Source organism: Burkholderia sp. WAC0059 (assembly GCF_002870125.1).
In the GTDB taxonomy this organism is placed as follows: Bacteria; Pseudomonadota; Gammaproteobacteria; order Burkholderiales; family Burkholderiaceae; genus Paraburkholderia.
Window position 1 is genome coordinate 53,089 of sequence record NZ_PNEO01000010.1, and the last position, 17,220, is coordinate 70,308.

Below are 17,220 nucleotides of genomic sequence, written 5' to 3' on the forward strand. Positions count from 1 at the left end.
TTACTCGGCCCGCACCGGCACCCGCTGGGCCACCGCGCACATGAGCTCGTAGCCGATCGTCCCGCAGGCGCGCGCGACGTCGTCGATCGGCAGGCCCGCGCCCCAGAGCTCGACGCGGGTGCCGACGTTCGCGCCCGGACACGGGGTCAGGTCCACGGTCAGCATGTCCATCGAGACGCGTCCGACGAGCCGCGTCGGCACGCCGTCGACGAGCACCGGCGTGCCTTCGGGCGCGACGCGCGGATAGCCGTCCGCGTAGCCGCATGCGATCACGCCGATGCGCGTCGGCTGGCGGGCCGTGAAGGTCGAGCCATAGCCGATCGTCTGGCCTTCGGCAAGCGTCTGCACGCCGATCAGCTCGGAGGCGAGCGTCATGGCGGGCTGCAGGCCCGTGCCCTCGATGGCCGCCGTCACGCCCGAAGGCGAGGCGCCGTACAGGATGATGCCGGGTCGAACCCAGTCGAAGTGCGCGGCCGGATGCCAGAGGGTCGCAGCGGAATTGGCGAGGCTGCGCGCGCCGGCGATGCCCTGCGCGCCGCGCTCGAACGCCTCCATCTGGTAGCCGATGCCGCGCTCGCTGTCGGCGTCGGAGAAATGGGTCATCAGCGTGATCTGGCCGACGCCCGCACAGGCGCGCGCGCGCTCCCAGGCCGGCCGGAACCGCTCGGGCGTGTAGCCGAGACGGTTCATGCCGCTGTTCATCTTGAGCTGGACGTTGACGGGCTTCGACAGACGGGCCATTTCGAGCATGCGCATCTGCTCGTCGGAATGCACGACCGTCGTGAGGCTGTAGCGGTCGATCACGTCGAGGTCGGTCGGCCGGAAGAAACCCTCGAGCAGCAGGATCGGCCCGGCCCAGCCCAGTTCGCGCAACTTCACCGCCTCTTCCAGGTCCAGCAAGCCGAAGCCGTCGGTCGCGCGCAGGCCCGGAAACGCGCGCGCGAGCCCGTGCCCGTAGGCATTGGCCTTGACGACGGCCCAGATCTTCGAATGCGGCGCGTAGCGGCGGACGACGGCGAGGTTGTTGGCGAGTGCGGCGGTGTGGATCGTGGCGGAGAGAGGACGGGGCATGAGAGAGATTTTCGTAAAGACGCTTGCGAATCAGGACCTTACGGCACGTTTTCAAGATCGCGCGATCCGCCGCGCGCGGCAGGCGGGGGATCGGCCGGTCCGGATGCCGCTATTTTCGTGATATAAAGCCGTGCGCACAACCCATTTCGAACGGAATAAGCGGGCAGGCGAGGGCCCTGCCGGGGCGGACGGACCGCAGCGAGGAAAGCATCGCATCAGATGAAAAAAGGTTTTTACACGATCATGGCCGCGCAGTTTTTCTCGTCGCTGGCCGACAATGCGCTCCTGATCGCTGCCATCGCACTGCTGAAAGACCTTGACGCCCCCAACTGGATGACCCCGCTGCTCAAGCTGTTCTTCGTCCTGTCCTACGTCATTCTGGCCGCCTTCGTCGGCGCGTTCGCGGACTCCCGCCCCAAGGGCCGCGTCATGTTCATCACCAACACCATCAAGGTCGTCGGCTGCGCGATGATGCTGGCCGGCACGCATCCGCTCTTCGCCTACGGCGTGGTCGGCTTCGGCGCCGCCGCCTACTCGCCCGCCAAATACGGCATTCTCACCGAGCTCCTGCCGCCCGAGCGCCTCGTCGCCGCGAACGGCTGGATCGAGGGCACGACGGTCGGCTCGATCATTCTCGGCACCGTGCTCGGCGGCGCGCTCATCAACCCGCACATCGCCGCGCCCATCATCCGGCACACGCCCGCCTCGATCAGCACGCCCGCCGAGGCGGCGATGATCGTCATCATGGCGATCTACATCGTCGCCGCGCTCTTCAACCTGCGCATTCCCGACACCGGCGCCCGCTATCCGCGCCAGGAGCACGGACCGATCCGGCTCGTCACCGATTTCGCCGGCTGCTTCCTCGTGCTCTGGCGCGACAAGCTCGGCCAGATCTCGCTCGCCGTGACGACGCTCTTCTGGGGCGCGGGCGCCACGCTGCAATTCATCGTGCTCAAATGGGCCGAGGTCTCGCTCGGCCTCTCGCTCTCCGAGGGCGCGCTCCTGCAGGCCGTCGTGGCCGCCGGCGTCGCGGCCGGCGCCATCATCGCGGCCGCGCGCGTGCCGCTCAAGCGCTCGCTCACGGTGCTGCCCGTCGGCATCATGATGGGCGTCTCGGTCATGCTGCTGGCGTTCTACACGCGCCACCTGTTCGCGCCGCACTGGGGCCTGCACGTCGGCCGCCTGTACGTGCCGGGCTATCTGCTCCTCTCCTATTTCTTCCTGATGATCGTCGGCGGCCTGTCCGGCTTTTTCGTCGTGCCGATGAACGCGCTTTTGCAGCATCGCGGCCACGTCCTGCTCTCGGCCGGCCACTCGATCGCCGTGCAGAACTTCAACGAAAACCTCTCGGTGCTCGTGATGCTCTGCCTCTACGCCGTGCTCGTCTGGCTCGACGTGCCGGTCACCGTCGTCATCGTCCTGTTCGGCACGTTCGTCTGCCTGATGATGTGGCTCGTGATGCGGCGCCACCAGGCCAACCAGCGCGCATTCGACTCGGTGGCGCTGATCGGAGAAAATCACCGGCATTGACCGGCGGCCCGAAAACCGTCCCGCGGCACGCGCACGCCGCCTGCCCGTCCCGTCCCCCCCGCGTTGCCGCCCACGCCATGACCCCGACCATTCCCAACGTTCTGACCATCGCCGGCTCCGATTCCGGCGGCGGCGCCGGCATCCAGGCCGACCTGAAAACCTTCTCGGCGCTCGGCGCCTACGGCGCGAGCGTCGTGACCGCGCTGACCGCGCAGAACACGCGCGGCGTGCGCGCGGTCCATGCGGGAGACGCGGCGTTCGTCGCGGCCCAACTGGACGCGGTGTTCGACGACATCCGCATCGACGCGGTAAAGATCGGCATGCTCGCGAACGCGGCCATCGTGCGCGCCGTGGCCGACGCGCTGCAGCGCCATCGCCCGCCGCACGTCGTGCTCGACACGGTGATGCTCTCGAAGAGCAACCACGCGCTGCTCGCGCCCGAGGCCGTCGCGGCCCTGCGCGACGCGCTGCTGCCGCTCGCCGAGGTCGTGACGCCGAATTTGCCCGAAGCCGCCGCGCTGCTCGGCGAGGCGCCGGCCGACGACGAGGCCGGCATGGTCCGCCAGGGCGAGGCGCTGCGCGCGCGGGGCGCGCGGGCCGTGCTGATGAAGGGCGGGCATCTCGACAGCGCCGACAGTCCCGACTGGCTCGTCGAGGAAGGCGGCGTGCTGCGGCTCGGCGGCGCGCGCATCGCCGTGAAGAGCACGCACGGCACCGGCTGCACGCTGTCGTCCGCGATCGCGGCGCTGCTGCCGCAGCACGGCGGCGATCTGGCGACGGCGGTCGCGCAGGCCAAGCACTATCTGACCGGGGCGATCGAGGCCAGCGGCCGGCTGACGGTCGGCCAGGGCGTCGGGCCCGTGCATCACTTTTACCGCTGGTGGTGAGGCGATTCGTCGTTTTTTGGCCGGCTGACCAGGAACGCCCGGCGTTCAAGCGCTCAATGACGCGCGAAGGCCTGTGCCCGCGCGGGCCAGTCGTCGGGCACGATGAACCCGCGTGAGCATTCGCGCCACTCGCCGTCCTGCGCGACGAAGCCCGCCACCATGACGGGCGAGCGCGGATGCGCGAGCCCCGCGAAAAGCGCGGCGCCGTCGGACATCGAGGCGCCCTCGCCCGCCATGCGCCGCGGCGCCAGCCATTCGAGACGCGGCAGCACGCGCCAGGCTTCGGCGCGATGCGAGGCGAACCGGGGCCAGTCGGCATGCGTCACCCACCATCCGCGCAGATGCCGCGGCGAAAGCCCGGGCACCGGCGTCGACGGCTCCGTCTCGCCGACCTTGCCCGCCTCACCCGCCACGGCGCCGTTTGCTCCGGCGCGATAGAAAAGCCAGCCCTTGACGATCATCTGCGCCTCCCAGGGCCCGTCGTAGCCGAGCGTGGCGAACGCCTCGCGCGCGCTGAGCGGCAACTGATGATCGAGCAGATGCGCGAGCTTCAGATCGAAACGGTCCTGCAAATTCGGGCCGACGAAGTCCGACAGCGTCCCGCTTTCCGCCTCGCCCGGCGCGGCATGGAGATAGCACTTGACCGCGAGCTCCCAATGCAGCCGCCGGCCCTCGGGCGTCGTCACGAGGAAATCGCATTCGCCGAGCGTGCGGCCGGCGCGGCGCAGCGCGACGTTGGCCGCCACGAGCCGCGCGCCCGGTCCATGCCGGAGAAACCATCCGAGCAGACATTCCGCGTAGCGGCCGAGCCGGGTCTGGTGCGCGAGCGCCAGCGCCTCGCGCAGCGCGCCGGCGTCCCGATCGAGGTCGATCAGCCAGTCCGTCGCCGCGACGACGGCGGCATCCGTGTCGAGCGGTTTCGCAAGCGGCCATGACGGCTCCCGCGCATCGGGCAGATCGGGGCTGAACAGAAGCCAGGCCAGATCGCGCACGGCCGGCTCGCGCAGCGACCCGAGCCGGCCGGCCGCGATCGACGGTACGCCCGGCGACGCATCGGCGGCGCGGCCGGCGGCGTTCATCCCTCGCCGCCGCCCGCCGAGCGCCAGGTGTCGCGCGCGAGGCACAGGTCCGTCCAGGCCTTGGACTTGTCGTTGAGGCTGCGCAGCAGGTACGCCGGGTGGTACGTGACGATCACGGGCACGCCCTCGTAGCGGTGCACGCGGCCGCGCAGCGACGCGATGCTGCCGTCGGTCTTCAACAGGCTTTGCGCGGCGAAGCGGCCCAGCGCGACGATGATCTTCGGCTGCACGAGCGCGACCTGGCGCTGCAGGTACGGCTCGCAGCGCATCACTTCGTCGGGCTCGGGATTGCGGTTGCCGGGCGGCCGGCACTTGATGACGTTCGCGATGTAAACGTTCTTGCCGCGCGCAAGCGAGAGCGCGTGCAGCATGTTGTCGAGCAGCTTGCCGGCCTGGCCGACGAACGGTTCGCCCAGGCGGTCCTCGTTCTCGCCGGGCGCCTCGCCGACCAGCATCCATTCGGCCTCGCGATCGCCGACGCCGAACACGGTGTTGGTGCGGCGCTCGCAGAGCCGGCATTGCTGACAGGCGGCCACGCGCTCGCCCAGTTCTTCCCAGCCGAGCGTGGCGACGGCGTTGCGAGAGGCGTCGGCGGCGATCGGAGCGGCGGCATCCGCCGGCTGCGCGCGATCCTCGGGAGCCGCCGCGGGATCGTCCAACCAGGCGAAATCGTCGTCGGGCCCGGACGGGTTGGCGGCGTTAGGGGCGGCCGGCGGCCTCGTGCCCGCCTCCGGCCGCGCAACGGACGGCGTCGAAGGCGCCCGCGCAGACGCTACCGTCGCATCGAAGGCGGCCGGTTCAGACAAGGCGTCCTCGCGTGCTCCGTCGCTCACGTCATCATCGCGCCCGGCGACGGCGAGCGACGACGACGATTCGCCGGTCTTCTGCGCCGCCGGCGCGCGTCCGCGGCTCACCCAGCGCGGCATCAGCCCCAGTTCGGCGAGCGCGATCTCATCGAGCGACATTCGCGCCCTCCCCTGCAAACGAAAAGCGCATCACGATGGCATCCTCGCGGCTGTGATAACGGGCCGGATAATAATTCTTGCGTCGTCCGATCGACAGGAAGCCGAACTGCTCGTACAGCCGGATTGCCCGTTGATTGGACGGCCTCACTTCGAGCAGCAGTCCTTCGAGTCTCGCGGTGCGCGCAATCCGCGCCGCCTCGCGCAGCAGCGCGAGGCCGGCGCCGGCGCCCTGCGCGGCCGGCGCCACGCACAGATTGAGCAGATGCATTTCGTCGACGACCGGCATCAGCACGCAATAGCCGATCAGCGCACCCGTCAGGTGCCGCATGCAGACGCCGAAATAGCCGTTGCGCAGCGAGTCTTCGAAGTTGCCGCGCGACCACGGGAATTCGTAGGCGGCTTTCTCGACCAGCACCACCTCGTCGAGGTCGCTTTCGGTCATTTGCGCCATGTAGCGGTCGGTCAGCAACACGCCGCTCATCGACGGACCTCGCCGCCTTCTTCGCCGGCCTTCGCGGAACGGGCCGCCAGCCGCTCGGCCGTCGTCTGGGCGACCTTGTCGCGCACGTATTCCGGGGCCGCCTGATCGGCCCTCACGGCCCGACCGGCGCGCAGCGCCCGCAGCGCGGCGAAGGCAAGCGGCCGGGCATGAGGCAGCGCCTCGCCGTCGACCGTCCTCGCCCGCGCCGCCGCGGCGAGCCGCGCACCGAACGCGGCCGCGGCATTGCCGGCCAGCGTGAACGGCGCGTCGGGCGGGGGAATCTGTTCCGGCGCGTCGAGCGCGGCCGACCGCAGCGTGCGCCATTCTCCGGCCGCCTCGTCCCAGCGATAGTCGGCCCAGTAGGCCTCGTCCATGCGTGCGTCGAGCGTCGCCAGCACCCGCGTGACCGACGGGTCGCGCAACCGCGCGCTTTCCGCGCAGACGAGCAGCGTGCCGACCGGCACGACCGGAATGTCGAGCCCGAACGCCAACCCCTGCGCGACGCCCGTCGCCGTCCTCAATCCCGTGAACGAGCCGGGACCGGCGCCGAACGCGATGGCATCGCACCGGGCCAGTTCGAGCCCCGCCTCTTCGAACAGTTCGCCGACGGCCGGCAGAAGCCGCGTGCTGGATACGGCGCCGGTGGCTTCGTGACGGACCCACACGCGAGGTTCGGGCGCGGGCGCACTGTCGGCAGGCGCGGCGGCGGCGCGCAGCAACGCGACCGAACAAAACTCGGTGGAAGTATCGAGGGCAAGCAGCACGGTTTCTGTCATGACCGCTATTGTAATGCGGCGCCCCTGCAAGCCGCGCGCCCGCCTCGCGACGCCGGGTCTGGAGGAATCACTCCAGACATACGCCGATTTGCGCTGCTACCATCGTCTCCACTGTCGATCAAGATGGAGCAAACCATGAGCGATGTCGATGTGCAGTTCGTGCAGGCCCAGGAAGACGTGAAACAACTGCCCGAGCGCCCGGGCAACCTGACGCTCTTGCGTCTGTATGCGCTCTTCAAGCAGGCGACGCTCGGCGACGCCCGCGGCGACACGCCCGGGCTTACCGACATCATCGCCAAATACAAGCACGACGCCTGGGCGGCGCTGCGCGGCACGCCGCAGAACACGGCCAAGCAACGCTATGCCGAACTCGTCGAGGCGCTGAAAAACGGCAGCGCCGCGTAAAGTAAATCCACGGCAAGCCCCCCGCCGCGTCAGTCATCCCATCCGCCGTCCCGCCGCTCCGCCTCGCGCTTTCGCGCGCGGCCGGACGCGCCGGAGAAGGCAATGCCGGCTGCCCGAACATCCCGCTGGCGCGGCGCAGCAAAAATCCTTATAATGGCGGCTGCGCTTGGTCGGAGCCGCTCCGGTTCACCGGATCTGTCCCGAATCCGCGCTTCGTTGCGTTAAGCTCCAATCCAGTTTAGAACCTGTCCCCTCCTGCCGTGGCCCTTCGGGCCGTCATATACCAGGCTGGCGACAAGCCACTTCCGGCGCGTCGCATCCGATACAGCTTCTAACGAAAAAACTCGCCGTGGTTGCGAGTTGCCCCACGTTTTTCGATTTGCTCGCTGCTTCATTGCTCGCTGAATCCGACGACCAGGGTATGCCGATTGGCGCCGACGTTTCATTTCCTGCGTACCAAGGATTTTCAATGACTTCGAGCAATACCCCCAGCCCGCTCAACGCCCTCGCCGATCAGGTCTTCGGCGCCGACGACGCAGCTCCCGCAACGCACGACGATCACGCCACCGTCGAAGCGACGCCCGAAGGCCCGACGTTCGCCTCGCTCGGCCTTTCGCCCGAAATCGTCTCCGCGCTGACCGCCGCCGGCTACAAGATGCCGACGCCGGTCCAGCAGCGCGCGATTCCGGCCGGGATCGCCGGCCGCGACCTGCTCGTGTCGAGCCCGACGGGCTCGGGCAAGACCGCGGCATTCATGCTGCCGGCCATCGAGCGTTTCGCCCAGTTGCAGAAAACCCAGGCCGCGCAGCCGCGCGAGCCGCGTCCGGCGAATTCGGCCAATCCGGCGGGCGATCGCCGCCAGCGCGGCCCGCAACCCGTAGCGCGCCCCGGCCTGCTCGTGCTCACGCCCACGCGCGAACTCGCCATGCAGGTGACGACGGCCGCCTCGGCCTACGGCAAGCATCTGCGCCGCCTGCGCACCGTCAGCATTCTCGGCGGCGTGGCCTACGGCCAGCAGTTGATGCTGCTCGCGAAGAACCCCGAGATTCTCGTCGCGACGCCGGGCCGCCTGCTCGATCACCTCGAGCGCGGCCGCATCGACCTCTCGCAACTGCAAATGCTCGTGCTCGACGAAGCCGACCGGATGCTCGACATGGGCTTCATCGACGACATCGAGACGATCGTCGCGGCGACGCCCGAAACGCGCCAGACCATGCTGTTCTCGGCCACGCTCGACGGCAAGATCGGCTCGCTCACGGGCCGCCTGCTCAGGAACCCCGAGCGCATCGAAATCCTGCAGCGGCTCGAGTCGCGCACGAACATCGCGCAGACGGTGCACTACGTCGACGACCGCGACCACAAGAACCGCCTGCTCGACCACCTGCTGCGCGACTCGGGCCTCGACCAGGCCATCGTGTTCACGGCCACGAAGATGGACGCCGACCAGCTCGCCGGCCGTCTCGCGGACGCGGGCTTCGAGACCGCCGCGCTGCACGGCGACCTGCCCCAGGGCGCGCGCAATCGCACCATCAAGGCGCTGCGCGAGCGCCGCGTGCGCGTGCTCGTCGCGACCGACGTCGCCGCGCGCGGCATCGACATCCCCGGCATCACGCACGTGTTCAACTACGACCTGCCGAAGTTCGCCGAAGACTACGTGCACCGCATCGGCCGCACGGGCCGCGCGGGACGCTCGGGCATCGCGGTGAGCCTCGTGCATCACGCCGAGCAGGGCGCGCTCAAGCGCATCGAGCGCTTCGTGCACTTGACCCTGCCCGTCAACATCGTCGAAGGCTTCGAGCCGCGCAAGGCGCCCCCGGCGAACAATCGCGGCGGCTTCGGCCGCGGCCGGCCCGGTGGCAATGGCAACGGCGGCGGCAACGGACGGCGCTACGGCAGCGGTAACGGCGGCAAGCCGGGCGGCTATGGCAATGCCGGCAACGGCGGCGGACGCGGCGGCTGGAGCGGCAAGCAGGCCGAGGCCGGCGCGCGCAGCGGCGGCTTCGGCGGCCAGTCGCGCGATGGCGGCTACGGCGCGCGCGGCAACGCGGGCAATACCGGCAATGCGCCGCGCAGCGGCCAGGGTCCGCGCGAAGGGTTCGGCCGTTCGCGCGACGGCGGCTACGGCGCGCGACGCAACGACAACCCGCGCGGTCCCCGTCGGGATAGCTGATCCGCCCGCAAGGCATCCTCGACGCGGAAAGATTCGTCATCCTCGATAAAAGACCGGCGCCCTGTTCACACAGGGCGCCGGTTTTTTTCATTTCTCGCCGTCTCGCGCGATACGCGCCGTTCTACCGGTAGACGATCACCGGAATCTTCGTGTGGCTCAGCACGCGCTGCGTCTCGCTGCCGATCAACAGGCTGCCGAGCCCCCGCCGCCCGTGCGAAGCCATGAAGATGACGTCGCAGCCGCCGTGCTCGGCGGCCTCGATGATGCCGAGCCACGGCGACGGATGCACGCTAGTCCGGCTGCGGCAATCGACGCCGGCATGACGCGCGGCCTCCTCCACCTCACTCAGATGCGTGCGCGCCTCGTGTTCGCTGCGCCGCTGAAAGTCGCCCGGCGGCTCGATGGCGACGTCCGAATACGGCGAGCACGGATACTGCGGCAGGCATGCGTAAGCGGTCACGCGCGCGCCGACCGTGCGCGCGAAGTCGAGCGCGCCGTCGACGGCCTTCCTCGACAGGTCCGAGCCGTCGGTCGGCAGCAGGATGTGCTTGAACATGGGGCGTCTCCGTGTTCGACAGCGGCTATGCGGCAACCCGGCCCCGGATCGTCCGGCCGGTCTTCTCCGCGACTGGATTGTAGTGTGCCCGCGCGCGCGGCAGCGCGCCCATGCGTGTATTCCCGATGGCGTCGATGCGTCGTTCGCGCGAACAGGGCGCGTTAGCCCTGGCCCCAGTAATCGGGATGTCCGTAGGTATGCTTGAGAAGATCGAGAAAGAGCCGGACTCGCAGCGGCAAATGCCGGCGCTGCGCAAACACCGCGTGGATGCCGACCGGCGGCGCCTCGAACGCGTCGAGCACGCTCACGAGCCGACCCGCGGCGATGTCCTCGCCCACCTCCCACCACGAACGCCAGGCGAGCCCGCGTCCGTCGAGGCACCACTCGCGCAGGACCGCGCCGTCCGAGCATTCCACCGTGCCCGAGACGCGGACCGACACCACCTTGCCGTCCTGCCGGAACGTCCAGCCGCGCTGCTGGTTCGCGCTCGCGCCGAGCGCAAGGCAGTTGTGACGCGCGAGATCGGCAAGCGTGACGGGCGTGCCGCGCGCCTTCAGGTAGGGCGGCGCGGCCACGCAGACGCGCCGGTTCTCGCCGAGCCGCAGCGACACCAGCGACGAGTCGGGCAGCTCGCCGAGCCGCACGGCGCAATCGAACCCCTCGTTGACGAGATCGACCATCCGGTCCGACAGGTCGAGCGTGATCGTGACGTCCGGATGCTCGCGCGTGAACTCGGGCACGAGCGGCGCCACGTGGCGGCGGCCGAAACCGGCCGGCGCGGACACGCGCAAATGCCCGCTCGCCCGCACGCCGCCGGCCGAGACGCTCGACTCGGCGTCCTGCATGTCCTGGATGATGCGCTGACAGTCCTCGAGGAATGCCGAGCCCTCGAAGGTCAGCGTGATGCGGCGCGTGGTGCGCACCAGCAGCTTGACGCCGAGACGCGCCTCGAGCGCGTCGATCCGGCGGCCGATCACGGCGGGCGCCACGCCTTCGGCCTGGGCGACGGCCGACAGGCTCCCTCTCGCCGCCACGGCGGCGAAGGTCTCGATCTGCTTGAAACGGTCCATCGGGCGGGTACGAAAACAGGCGGAACGGGATTGAAGGGATTGAACGGATCGCAGATTATGTTCTTAAAAGTAAAAGATCAAGTGCGTTCTGATTTATTTATAGCGACTCCCATCACGAATAAGATGCCTCTCGATCTTTGAACCCAACCGATCAGGGAGCCATCATGGCGAACACGTTGTCACTGCCCCAGGGCATGCAGATCACCGGAAACATCCGGCCCGGCTTCGAAACGATCCTCACGCCGGCGGCGCTCGCGCTCGTCGCGCAGTTGCATCGCGCGTTCGAGCCGCGCCGCCAGGCATTGCTGACGGCGCGCGAGGCGCGCACGCAGCGCCTCGACGCGGGCGAGCGCCCCGACTTCCTGCCCGGGACGAAGTCCGTCCGCGAGGGCGACTGGAAGATCGCCCCGCTGCCGCTGGACCTCGAATGCCGGCGCGTCGAGATCACGGGCCCGGTCGAGCGCAAGATGATCATCAACGCGCTGAACTCGGGCGCCGATGCCTACATGACCGACTTCGAGGATTCGAACACGCCGAACTGGGACAACCAGATCACCGGCCAGATCAATCTGCGCGACGCCGTGCGCCGCACGATCTCGCTCGAGCAGAACGGCAAGTCGTACCGGCTCAACGAGAAGACCGCCACGCTGATCGTGCGCCCGCGCGGCTGGCACCTCGACGAGAAGCACGTGAGCGTGGACGGCCAGCGCGTCTCGGGCGGGATCTTCGACTTCGCGCTCTACCTGTTCCACAACGCGAAGGAACTGCTCGCGCGCGGCAGCGGCCCCTACTTCTACCTGCCGAAGCTGGAAAGCCATCTCGAAGCGCGGCTCTGGAACGACGTGTTCGTCGCCGCGCAGGCAGCGCTCGACATCCCGCGCGGCACGATCCGCGCCACCGTGCTCGTCGAGACGATCCTCGCCACGTTCGAGATGGACGAGATCCTCTACGAGCTGCGCGAACACAGCGCCGGCCTGAACGCGGGCCGCTGGGACTACATCTTCTCGGCCATCAAGAAGTTCCGCAGCGACGGGGACTTCTGCCTCGCGGACCGTGCGCAGATCACGATGACGGTGCCGTTCATGCGCGCCTACGCGCTCGAACTGCTCCGGACCTGCCACCGCCGCAACGCGCCGGCCATCGGCGGGATGAGCGCGCTCATCCCGATCAGGAACGATCCGGCCGCCAACGAAAAGGCGATGGGCGGCGTGCGCGCGGACAAGGCTCGCGACGCGACCGACGGCTACGACGGCGGCTGGGTCGCGCACCCGGGCCTCGTGCCGATCGCGATGGAAGAATTCGTCAAGGTACTCGGCGAGAAGCCGAATCAGATCGCGAAGCAGCGCGACGACGTGAAGGTGTCGGCGAAGGACCTGCTCGACTTCCGCCCCGAAGCGCCGATCACCGAAAACGGCCTGCGCAACAACATCAACGTCGGCATTCACTACCTCGGCTCGTGGCTCGCGGGCAACGGCTGCGTGCCGATCCACAACCTGATGGAAGACGCCGCGACGGCCGAAATCTCGCGCTCGCAGGTCTGGCAGTGGCTGCGCTCGCCTAAAGGCAAGCTCGACGACGGCCGCAAGGTTAGCGCCGAACTCGTGCGCGAGCTGATTGCGCAGGAGCTCGCGAAGGTGAAGGCCGTGGTCGGCGGCGACACGAAGCCCTACGATCGCGCCGCGCAAATCTTCGAACAGATGTCGACGGCCGACACCTTCACGGCATTCCTGACGCTGCCGCTCTACGAGGAAATCTGACGAAAGCCGCCTTGCGCCCGCCCGCCTCGGCCAGGCGGGGTGCGGGCGGCCGCGATGCTTCGGGCGGATCGTTACCCCCGAGGCATCGCGTAAATCACCGGCGCAGCACCCGCGAACGGCTCGTGAATCGCCCGGGGATCAATCCGGGCCGCCGCCCGAATCCCGCGCCCGCCGGTACGCGACCCAGTCGCCGCCGGGAATCTCGGGCAGCCCGGCCACCGACTCGCGCGCGACCGGGTAAAAGAGGCACGGCACGCCGCGGCCGTCGATCTCGACGACGATCTCCCGCGCGAGGAACAGGCCCTCCACGCCCGGATACACCTCCTCGATTTCGTCGAGCACGGCGACGAGAGCGTTTTCGATCCCATAGACGTCGCCCACCACGCGCGCGTTACCCTCCCCGACGACGAGCCCCGGATAGGCGCCGAAATCGAACAGCCGCCCGGCCACGGCGGCTTGCCCCACCCGCTTCGGCGCGGCGATGCCGGCACGCGCGGCCGCGACGCCGATGTCGTTGATTTCGCCCGCCCGCAACGTACCGTAGACGAATACGTATCGCATGGTCCCGCACACCCCCCTCGAATTGTCGGTCCGCGTGAAGCCGGCGGCCCGACGCGAACGCCTACAATAGCAAAAGCCCGCGTCCCCGCCGCACCCTCATGCCTTCGTCCGCCCGCACTACGCCGCGCCGCACCGATTTCAACGACATCCCGCCGGAGTTCGAGCCCACGCGCACGCATCCGATCCGCGTGCGCTCGCGGCCGATGCCGGACAGCGTGCGCATCGCGGAGCACACGCACGGCTGGGCGCAACTGGCCTACGCCTCGCGCGGCGTGCTGCGCGTGACGACGCCGGGCACGACGTGGATGGTGCCGCCCTCGCGCGCCATCTGGATACCGCCGCGCGTGACCCACGAAGTCCTGATCGTCGAAGAGGCCTTTCTGCGCACGCTCTACGTCGACGAATCGATCGTGCCTCGCGAGCTCGCGGCCTGCCGCGTGGTCGAGGTCTCGGGCCTGCTGCGCGAGGCCATCGCGGCGCTCGACGTGCGGGATTTGCCCCACGCGCGCGAACGGCTGCTCTGCACGCTCGCGCTCGATGAAATCATACGGTCGGCGCCGCTGCCGCTTGCCGTGCCGATGCCGCGGGAAAAACGCCTGCGCGCCCTCTGCGAAGCGCTGCTCGCCGATCCGGCCCATCCCGGCTCGCTCGAGCATTGGGCCGCGCAGGTCGGCGCGAGCTCCCGCACGATCGCGCGGCTCTTTCGGCAGGAGCTCGGCCTGAGTTTTTCGCACTGGCGGCAACAGGCAATCCTCGCCCGCGCCATCCCGCTCCTCAACCAGGGCAAGCCGATGTCGTTCATCGCCGAGACGCTGGGCTACCGCAGCCAGAGCGCGTTTTCCGCGATGTTCCGGCGCGCCTTCGGACAAAGCCCCCGCGCGTTCATCGCACCGGGCAACGCGCCTCACGCCGACGGTCGCACGGATACGGATGGACACGAAACAACCGCCGGCAAGGCCCGGGAAAGGGAGAAGAAAACGGACGACGACTTGGGGTTGTCCGGCGTCAGGGACGACGACGGCAACCGGCAAGAGAAACGGGACGGGACGCGTTCAGACCGACCGGGTCATATGACGGATCAGGCCTAGCTGCGCGAGCCGCGGCCCGGCGAGCCGATAGCCCATGCGCCAGTAAAGACGGGCCGCGGGATTGTCGACGAACACCCGCAACTGCAGTTCGCGCAGCCCGCGCTCGCGCGCCCAGCGATGCGAGGTGTTGAGCAGGAACGTGCCCGCGCCCTGCCCGCGGTATCCGCTCGCGATCTGCAGGTCGCGGATATGGAGCGAGTCGCCTTCCTCGGTCAGGCGCAACAGGCCGATCGGCTCGCCGTCAGATTCGAGAATGTAATTCTCCGATTGACGATAACTGGCCAGAAAGAACTCGCCGGCCCAGGTCAGACGATGGCGAGTGTAGTAGCCGACCATGTTGGTGCGCGTCAGCGTTTCGGCGAACGCGGAATCGTCCATGCCGGCGGCACGCAAATGGAATCGCGACGAGAGATCGTTCAGGGCGAACATAGGCAAAATTATGAGTCGGCCAGGTCATTCCGGATAGACGTTAAGGTACCGCGCGCCCGCCAGCAATGGAAGCCGGAGGAGCGCGGAGTCCGGGCGCGAAAGTGGACGGGATCGCCCCGGCCGTCAACGCATGCCCTTCGGCGCCTTCCACTCGGGATACAGGCCGCCGTTCGTGGGCGGCTTCGACACGGAGCCACTGCCGTTCTGGCCGATGAAGTTGGGATGCCGACGGTCGTTAACCGGAACCCACTGGATACGGTCGGTTCCCGCCTCCTGAACCATGGCTGGCATCAAATCTTGCCGGTGGCGGTTGTAGTTCTGTTCGGAGAAATGGTTGTCGAGCGCAGCGCTACGCTCCTCCGAGTCGGGCATCCGCGAACGGCCGGACTTTACGGGCATGTGCTGCAGCGAGGATGAGGCGGTCTGCCGCGTACTGTAGCTTCGCGTGGAAGACCGCGAGGACGGACCCGAACTGCGGCTCCGGAAAGTGTCCGTGTCGCTCGGCCACCCGCCGGGCACGCGTTCATTCCCGCTATGGATTGTGTTACTAGAAACATTTCCCATCTCGAGCTCCTGTTTTCAAAGTTCGGTTCAGTCATGGCGGATCGTCGAATTGCCGGGCGAAGAAGGCGAAGAAGATCGTTCCCGGGAACGCTTAAACGCCCTCTCGCGCCCGCGCCTCGACGACCAGAGCATAGTGGAGAGGAAATCGGACCTGAAAACGGCGTTTCGCGTAGGCGGACGTCATTTCGTTTCCCGGTCGGAAATCTGCGGTTGCGGCGATGACCCGCCCGATGCGGCGCGCAGATAAGTGCCACGAGGAGATGGAAAGGGAGCGAGACGGCAAGCGGGCACGCCGGCACCGGGTTTGGCTATCGCCGGCCGGACAATCGTGGCTTCAACCGGGCGATTCAGGACAAATCCAGGACACGGCGCCCGGAAAACACAAAAGGGTTACGTCGCATTCGACGTAACCCTTTAATTTGACTGGCGGAGCGGACGGGACTCGAACCCGCGACCCCCGGCGTGACAGGCCGGTATTCTAACCAACTGAACTACCGCTCCAGTCTCGATACGCATGCGGGCGTCGGTCGTTTCCCGCATGGCGCGGCGCCATTGCATGGCACTGCGAATGTCTGGCGTCCCCTAGGGGATTCGAACCCCTGTACTCACCGTGAAAGGGTGATGTCCTGGGCCTCTAGACGAAGGGGACCGCAACCCAAGGCTTACACCTTTAATTAAAAAGCCCGCTCAAGCATACTTGAACGGGCTTATCTGGCGGAGCGGACGGGACTCGAACCCGCGACCCCCGGCGTGACAGGCCGGTATTCTAACCAACTGAACTACCGCTCCAGTTTCGACACACACGCGGACGTCGGTCGTTTTCCGCATGCTGCGGCTCCATGCTCATGGCGCCGCGAAGTCTGGCGTCCCCTAGGGGATTCGAACCCCTGTACTCACCGTGAAAGGGTGATGTCCTAGGCCTCTAGACGAAGGGGACATAATCTTTGCAGATTTGTCTCGTACCCGCTGCCAACTTTCGTCAACAGCGAAGAACGACATTCTAGCTGCTTTACCGCGCATTGTGAAGCCCTTTCTTCGGACCCTTCTTTGCGCAGCTCATGCGTTCGCTACAACCGGCACGCACAACCTCTTAACCACCTCTAACCACCGGCAGCCACCGCCGAACGCAGATATTTGCCGGAAAGTCTTGTGAAGTGCTTCCTGCGTTTTGCCGTGCTTTCCCGCATAAATCGCGGAAATCGACTGCGAAACCATCGTCAGCGAAGTCGGCGATTATACGCAGCCACGCCGGGCCCGCGCAAGCATTTTCGATTTGCCGAAGCAGGCTGGGCATGGCGCAAGAGGTCAAGGACAGGTGCAAAGACAGGGGCAAATACAAGGGCCGAAGACAGGACTAAGGACACGGCCAAAGGCGCCCCATCCGGAGGCATTCGAGACCGGCATGCCGCGCTCGCCGAGCGTGCATCGAGCACGTTCTCATCGTGCGCCGCGCATCGTCCGGCCTACGGACACGGCCATCGCCCATCCGGCCGTCGCGCTCATGCTACGATTCAGCCCTCGTTGCCACCCTGCCTCTTCACGATGCGCTGCTCCCTGTGCAACCGGATGCTCAAACAACCGGATGCCAGCTCACCCCACTCCGCCCTCTCGCTGTTCGGCAGCCCCCGCAAACTGCGTCCCATGCTTCGCCGGCCCGTCGTGTTGACGCGCTACTGTTGCGGCCTTTGCGGCACGCAATGGCTGCACGACGCCGACCCGTTGCAGCCCGTCGGCCAGCGCTGGATCTGTCTCGAACGCGCGGCGAGCGTGCTCGCCCCGCTCACCATCCGGCTTTCGGCCACGATCGCGCCGTCCGTCTGCTGAGCGGCCC

18 protein-coding genes and 4 tRNA genes are annotated in these 17,220 nt (G+C 67.9%); 8 read left to right on the forward strand and 14 right to left on the reverse strand.

What is annotated here, in order from left to right; all coding sequences use genetic code 11:
- Positions 1-1,071 (reverse strand): alanine racemase, encoded by a 1,071-nt coding sequence (gene alr / locus CY652_RS12015; RefSeq protein WP_102130942.1) that lies wholly within the window; start codon positions 1,069-1,071, stop codon positions 1-3.
- Between the two features lie 219 nt (positions 1,072-1,290).
- Between alr and lplT the strand changes: the two genes are divergently transcribed.
- On the forward strand, positions 1,291-2,601 hold the full coding sequence (gene lplT / locus CY652_RS12020; protein ID WP_102130943.1) for a lysophospholipid transporter LplT: 1,311 nt from the start codon (positions 1,291-1,293) through the stop codon (positions 2,599-2,601).
- A 77-nt stretch (positions 2,602-2,678) separates the two neighbouring features.
- A complete protein-coding gene (gene thiD, locus CY652_RS12025) occupies positions 2,679-3,488 on the forward strand; it encodes a bifunctional hydroxymethylpyrimidine kinase/phosphomethylpyrimidine kinase (RefSeq protein WP_102130944.1) in 810 nt (269 codons plus the stop codon).
- 53 nt (positions 3,489-3,541) lie between these two features.
- Here thiD and CY652_RS12030 read toward each other — a convergent pair whose 3' ends face one another.
- Genes CY652_RS12030 through tsaB form a run of 4 tightly spaced genes read right to left on the reverse strand, consistent with a single transcriptional unit; the run spans position 3,542 to position 6,789 of the window.
- Positions 3,542-4,567: a DUF1853 family protein gene (locus CY652_RS12030; protein WP_102130945.1), complete on the reverse strand. Its 1,026-nt coding sequence runs from the start codon at positions 4,565-4,567 to the stop codon at positions 3,542-3,544.
- Complete coding sequence (locus tag CY652_RS12035) at positions 4,564-5,532, reverse strand: uracil-DNA glycosylase (RefSeq protein WP_102130946.1); 969 nt, start codon at positions 5,530-5,532, stop codon at positions 4,564-4,566. Before CY652_RS12035 ends, CY652_RS12030 begins: the two co-directional genes overlap by 4 nt.
- The gene (rimI, locus tag CY652_RS12040; RefSeq protein ID WP_102130947.1) at positions 5,519-6,013 is read right to left on the reverse strand and encodes a ribosomal protein S18-alanine N-acetyltransferase; all 495 of its coding nucleotides are present in this window, start codon (positions 6,011-6,013) and stop codon (positions 5,519-5,521) included. The genes CY652_RS12035 and rimI overlap by 14 nt, the downstream gene beginning before the upstream one ends.
- Positions 6,010-6,789: a tRNA (adenosine(37)-N6)-threonylcarbamoyltransferase complex dimerization subunit type 1 TsaB gene (tsaB, locus tag CY652_RS12045; RefSeq protein ID WP_102130948.1), complete on the reverse strand. Its 780-nt coding sequence runs from the start codon at positions 6,787-6,789 to the stop codon at positions 6,010-6,012. The genes rimI and tsaB overlap by 4 nt, the downstream gene beginning before the upstream one ends.
- Before the next feature lie 135 nt (positions 6,790-6,924).
- On the opposite strand from tsaB, the gene CY652_RS12050 reads away from it, so the two are divergent.
- Both CY652_RS12050 and CY652_RS12055 read left to right on the forward strand, forming a co-directional pair.
- Positions 6,925-7,194, forward strand: coding sequence for an acyl-CoA-binding protein (locus tag CY652_RS12050; protein WP_102131060.1), 270 nt, complete (start codon positions 6,925-6,927; stop codon positions 7,192-7,194).
- Positions 7,195-7,663: 469 nt separating this feature from the next.
- Entirely contained in the window at positions 7,664-9,364 is a 1,701-nt protein-coding gene (locus CY652_RS12055; protein WP_102130949.1) for a DEAD/DEAH box helicase, read from the forward strand.
- Positions 9,365-9,485: 121 nt separating this feature from the next.
- Here CY652_RS12055 and CY652_RS12060 read toward each other — a convergent pair whose 3' ends face one another.
- Both CY652_RS12060 and CY652_RS12065 read right to left on the reverse strand, forming a co-directional pair.
- Positions 9,486-9,920 carry a universal stress protein gene (locus CY652_RS12060; protein ID WP_102130950.1) on the reverse strand — a complete coding sequence of 145 codons (435 nt, stop codon included), beginning with the start codon at positions 9,918-9,920 and terminating at the stop codon, positions 9,486-9,488.
- Positions 9,921-10,081: 161 nt separating this feature from the next.
- Positions 10,082-10,990, reverse strand: coding sequence for a LysR family transcriptional regulator (locus tag CY652_RS12065; protein ID WP_102130951.1), 909 nt, complete (start codon positions 10,988-10,990; stop codon positions 10,082-10,084).
- A 164-nt stretch (positions 10,991-11,154) separates the two neighbouring features.
- Here CY652_RS12065 and aceB point away from each other — a divergent pair, with 164 nt between their 5' ends.
- On the forward strand, positions 11,155-12,747 hold the full coding sequence (gene aceB, locus CY652_RS12070; protein ID WP_102130952.1) for a malate synthase A: 1,593 nt from the start codon (positions 11,155-11,157) through the stop codon (positions 12,745-12,747).
- Positions 12,748-12,885: 138 nt separating this feature from the next.
- Here aceB and CY652_RS12075 read toward each other — a convergent pair whose 3' ends face one another.
- Positions 12,886-13,308 carry a gamma-glutamylcyclotransferase family protein gene (locus CY652_RS12075; protein WP_102130953.1) on the reverse strand — a complete coding sequence of 141 codons (423 nt, stop codon included), beginning with the start codon at positions 13,306-13,308 and terminating at the stop codon, positions 12,886-12,888.
- A gap of 98 nt (positions 13,309-13,406) precedes the next feature.
- On the opposite strand from CY652_RS12075, the gene CY652_RS12080 reads away from it, so the two are divergent.
- Positions 13,407-14,396: an AraC family transcriptional regulator gene (locus CY652_RS12080; protein WP_102130954.1), complete on the forward strand. Its 990-nt coding sequence runs from the start codon at positions 13,407-13,409 to the stop codon at positions 14,394-14,396.
- Here the strand turns inward: CY652_RS12080 and CY652_RS12085 are convergent.
- Positions 14,361-14,825 carry a GNAT family N-acetyltransferase gene (locus CY652_RS12085; protein ID WP_102130955.1) on the reverse strand — a complete coding sequence of 155 codons (465 nt, stop codon included), beginning with the start codon at positions 14,823-14,825 and terminating at the stop codon, positions 14,361-14,363. The genes CY652_RS12080 and CY652_RS12085 overlap by 36 nt on opposite strands.
- A 123-nt stretch (positions 14,826-14,948) precedes the next feature.
- Entirely contained in the window at positions 14,949-15,197 is a 249-nt protein-coding gene (locus CY652_RS12090; RefSeq protein WP_102130956.1) for a hypothetical protein, read from the reverse strand.
- Positions 15,198-15,318: 121 nt separating this feature from the next.
- Between CY652_RS12090 and CY652_RS24000 the strand changes: the two genes are divergently transcribed.
- On the forward strand, positions 15,319-15,636 hold the full coding sequence (locus tag CY652_RS24000) for a hypothetical protein (protein WP_146010079.1): 318 nt from the start codon (positions 15,319-15,321) through the stop codon (positions 15,634-15,636).
- Between the two features lie 177 nt (positions 15,637-15,813).
- Here the strand turns inward: CY652_RS24000 and CY652_RS12095 are convergent.
- The 4 genes from CY652_RS12095 to CY652_RS12110 form a co-directional block, all read right to left on the reverse strand.
- Positions 15,814-15,890: transfer RNA gene (locus CY652_RS12095), tRNA-Asp, on the reverse strand.
- Between the two features lie 72 nt (positions 15,891-15,962).
- Positions 15,963-16,038: transfer RNA gene (locus tag CY652_RS12100), tRNA-Glu, on the reverse strand.
- A 63-nt stretch (positions 16,039-16,101) separates the two neighbouring features.
- Positions 16,102-16,178, reverse strand: a tRNA-Asp gene (locus CY652_RS12105).
- A gap of 72 nt (positions 16,179-16,250) precedes the next feature.
- Positions 16,251-16,326, reverse strand: a tRNA-Glu gene (locus CY652_RS12110).
- Between the two features lie 629 nt (positions 16,327-16,955).
- Here CY652_RS12110 and CY652_RS12115 point away from each other — a divergent pair.
- On the forward strand, positions 16,956-17,213 hold the full coding sequence (locus CY652_RS12115) for a hypothetical protein (protein ID WP_146010080.1): 258 nt from the start codon (positions 16,956-16,958) through the stop codon (positions 17,211-17,213).
- Positions 17,214-17,220 lie beyond the last annotated feature (7 nt).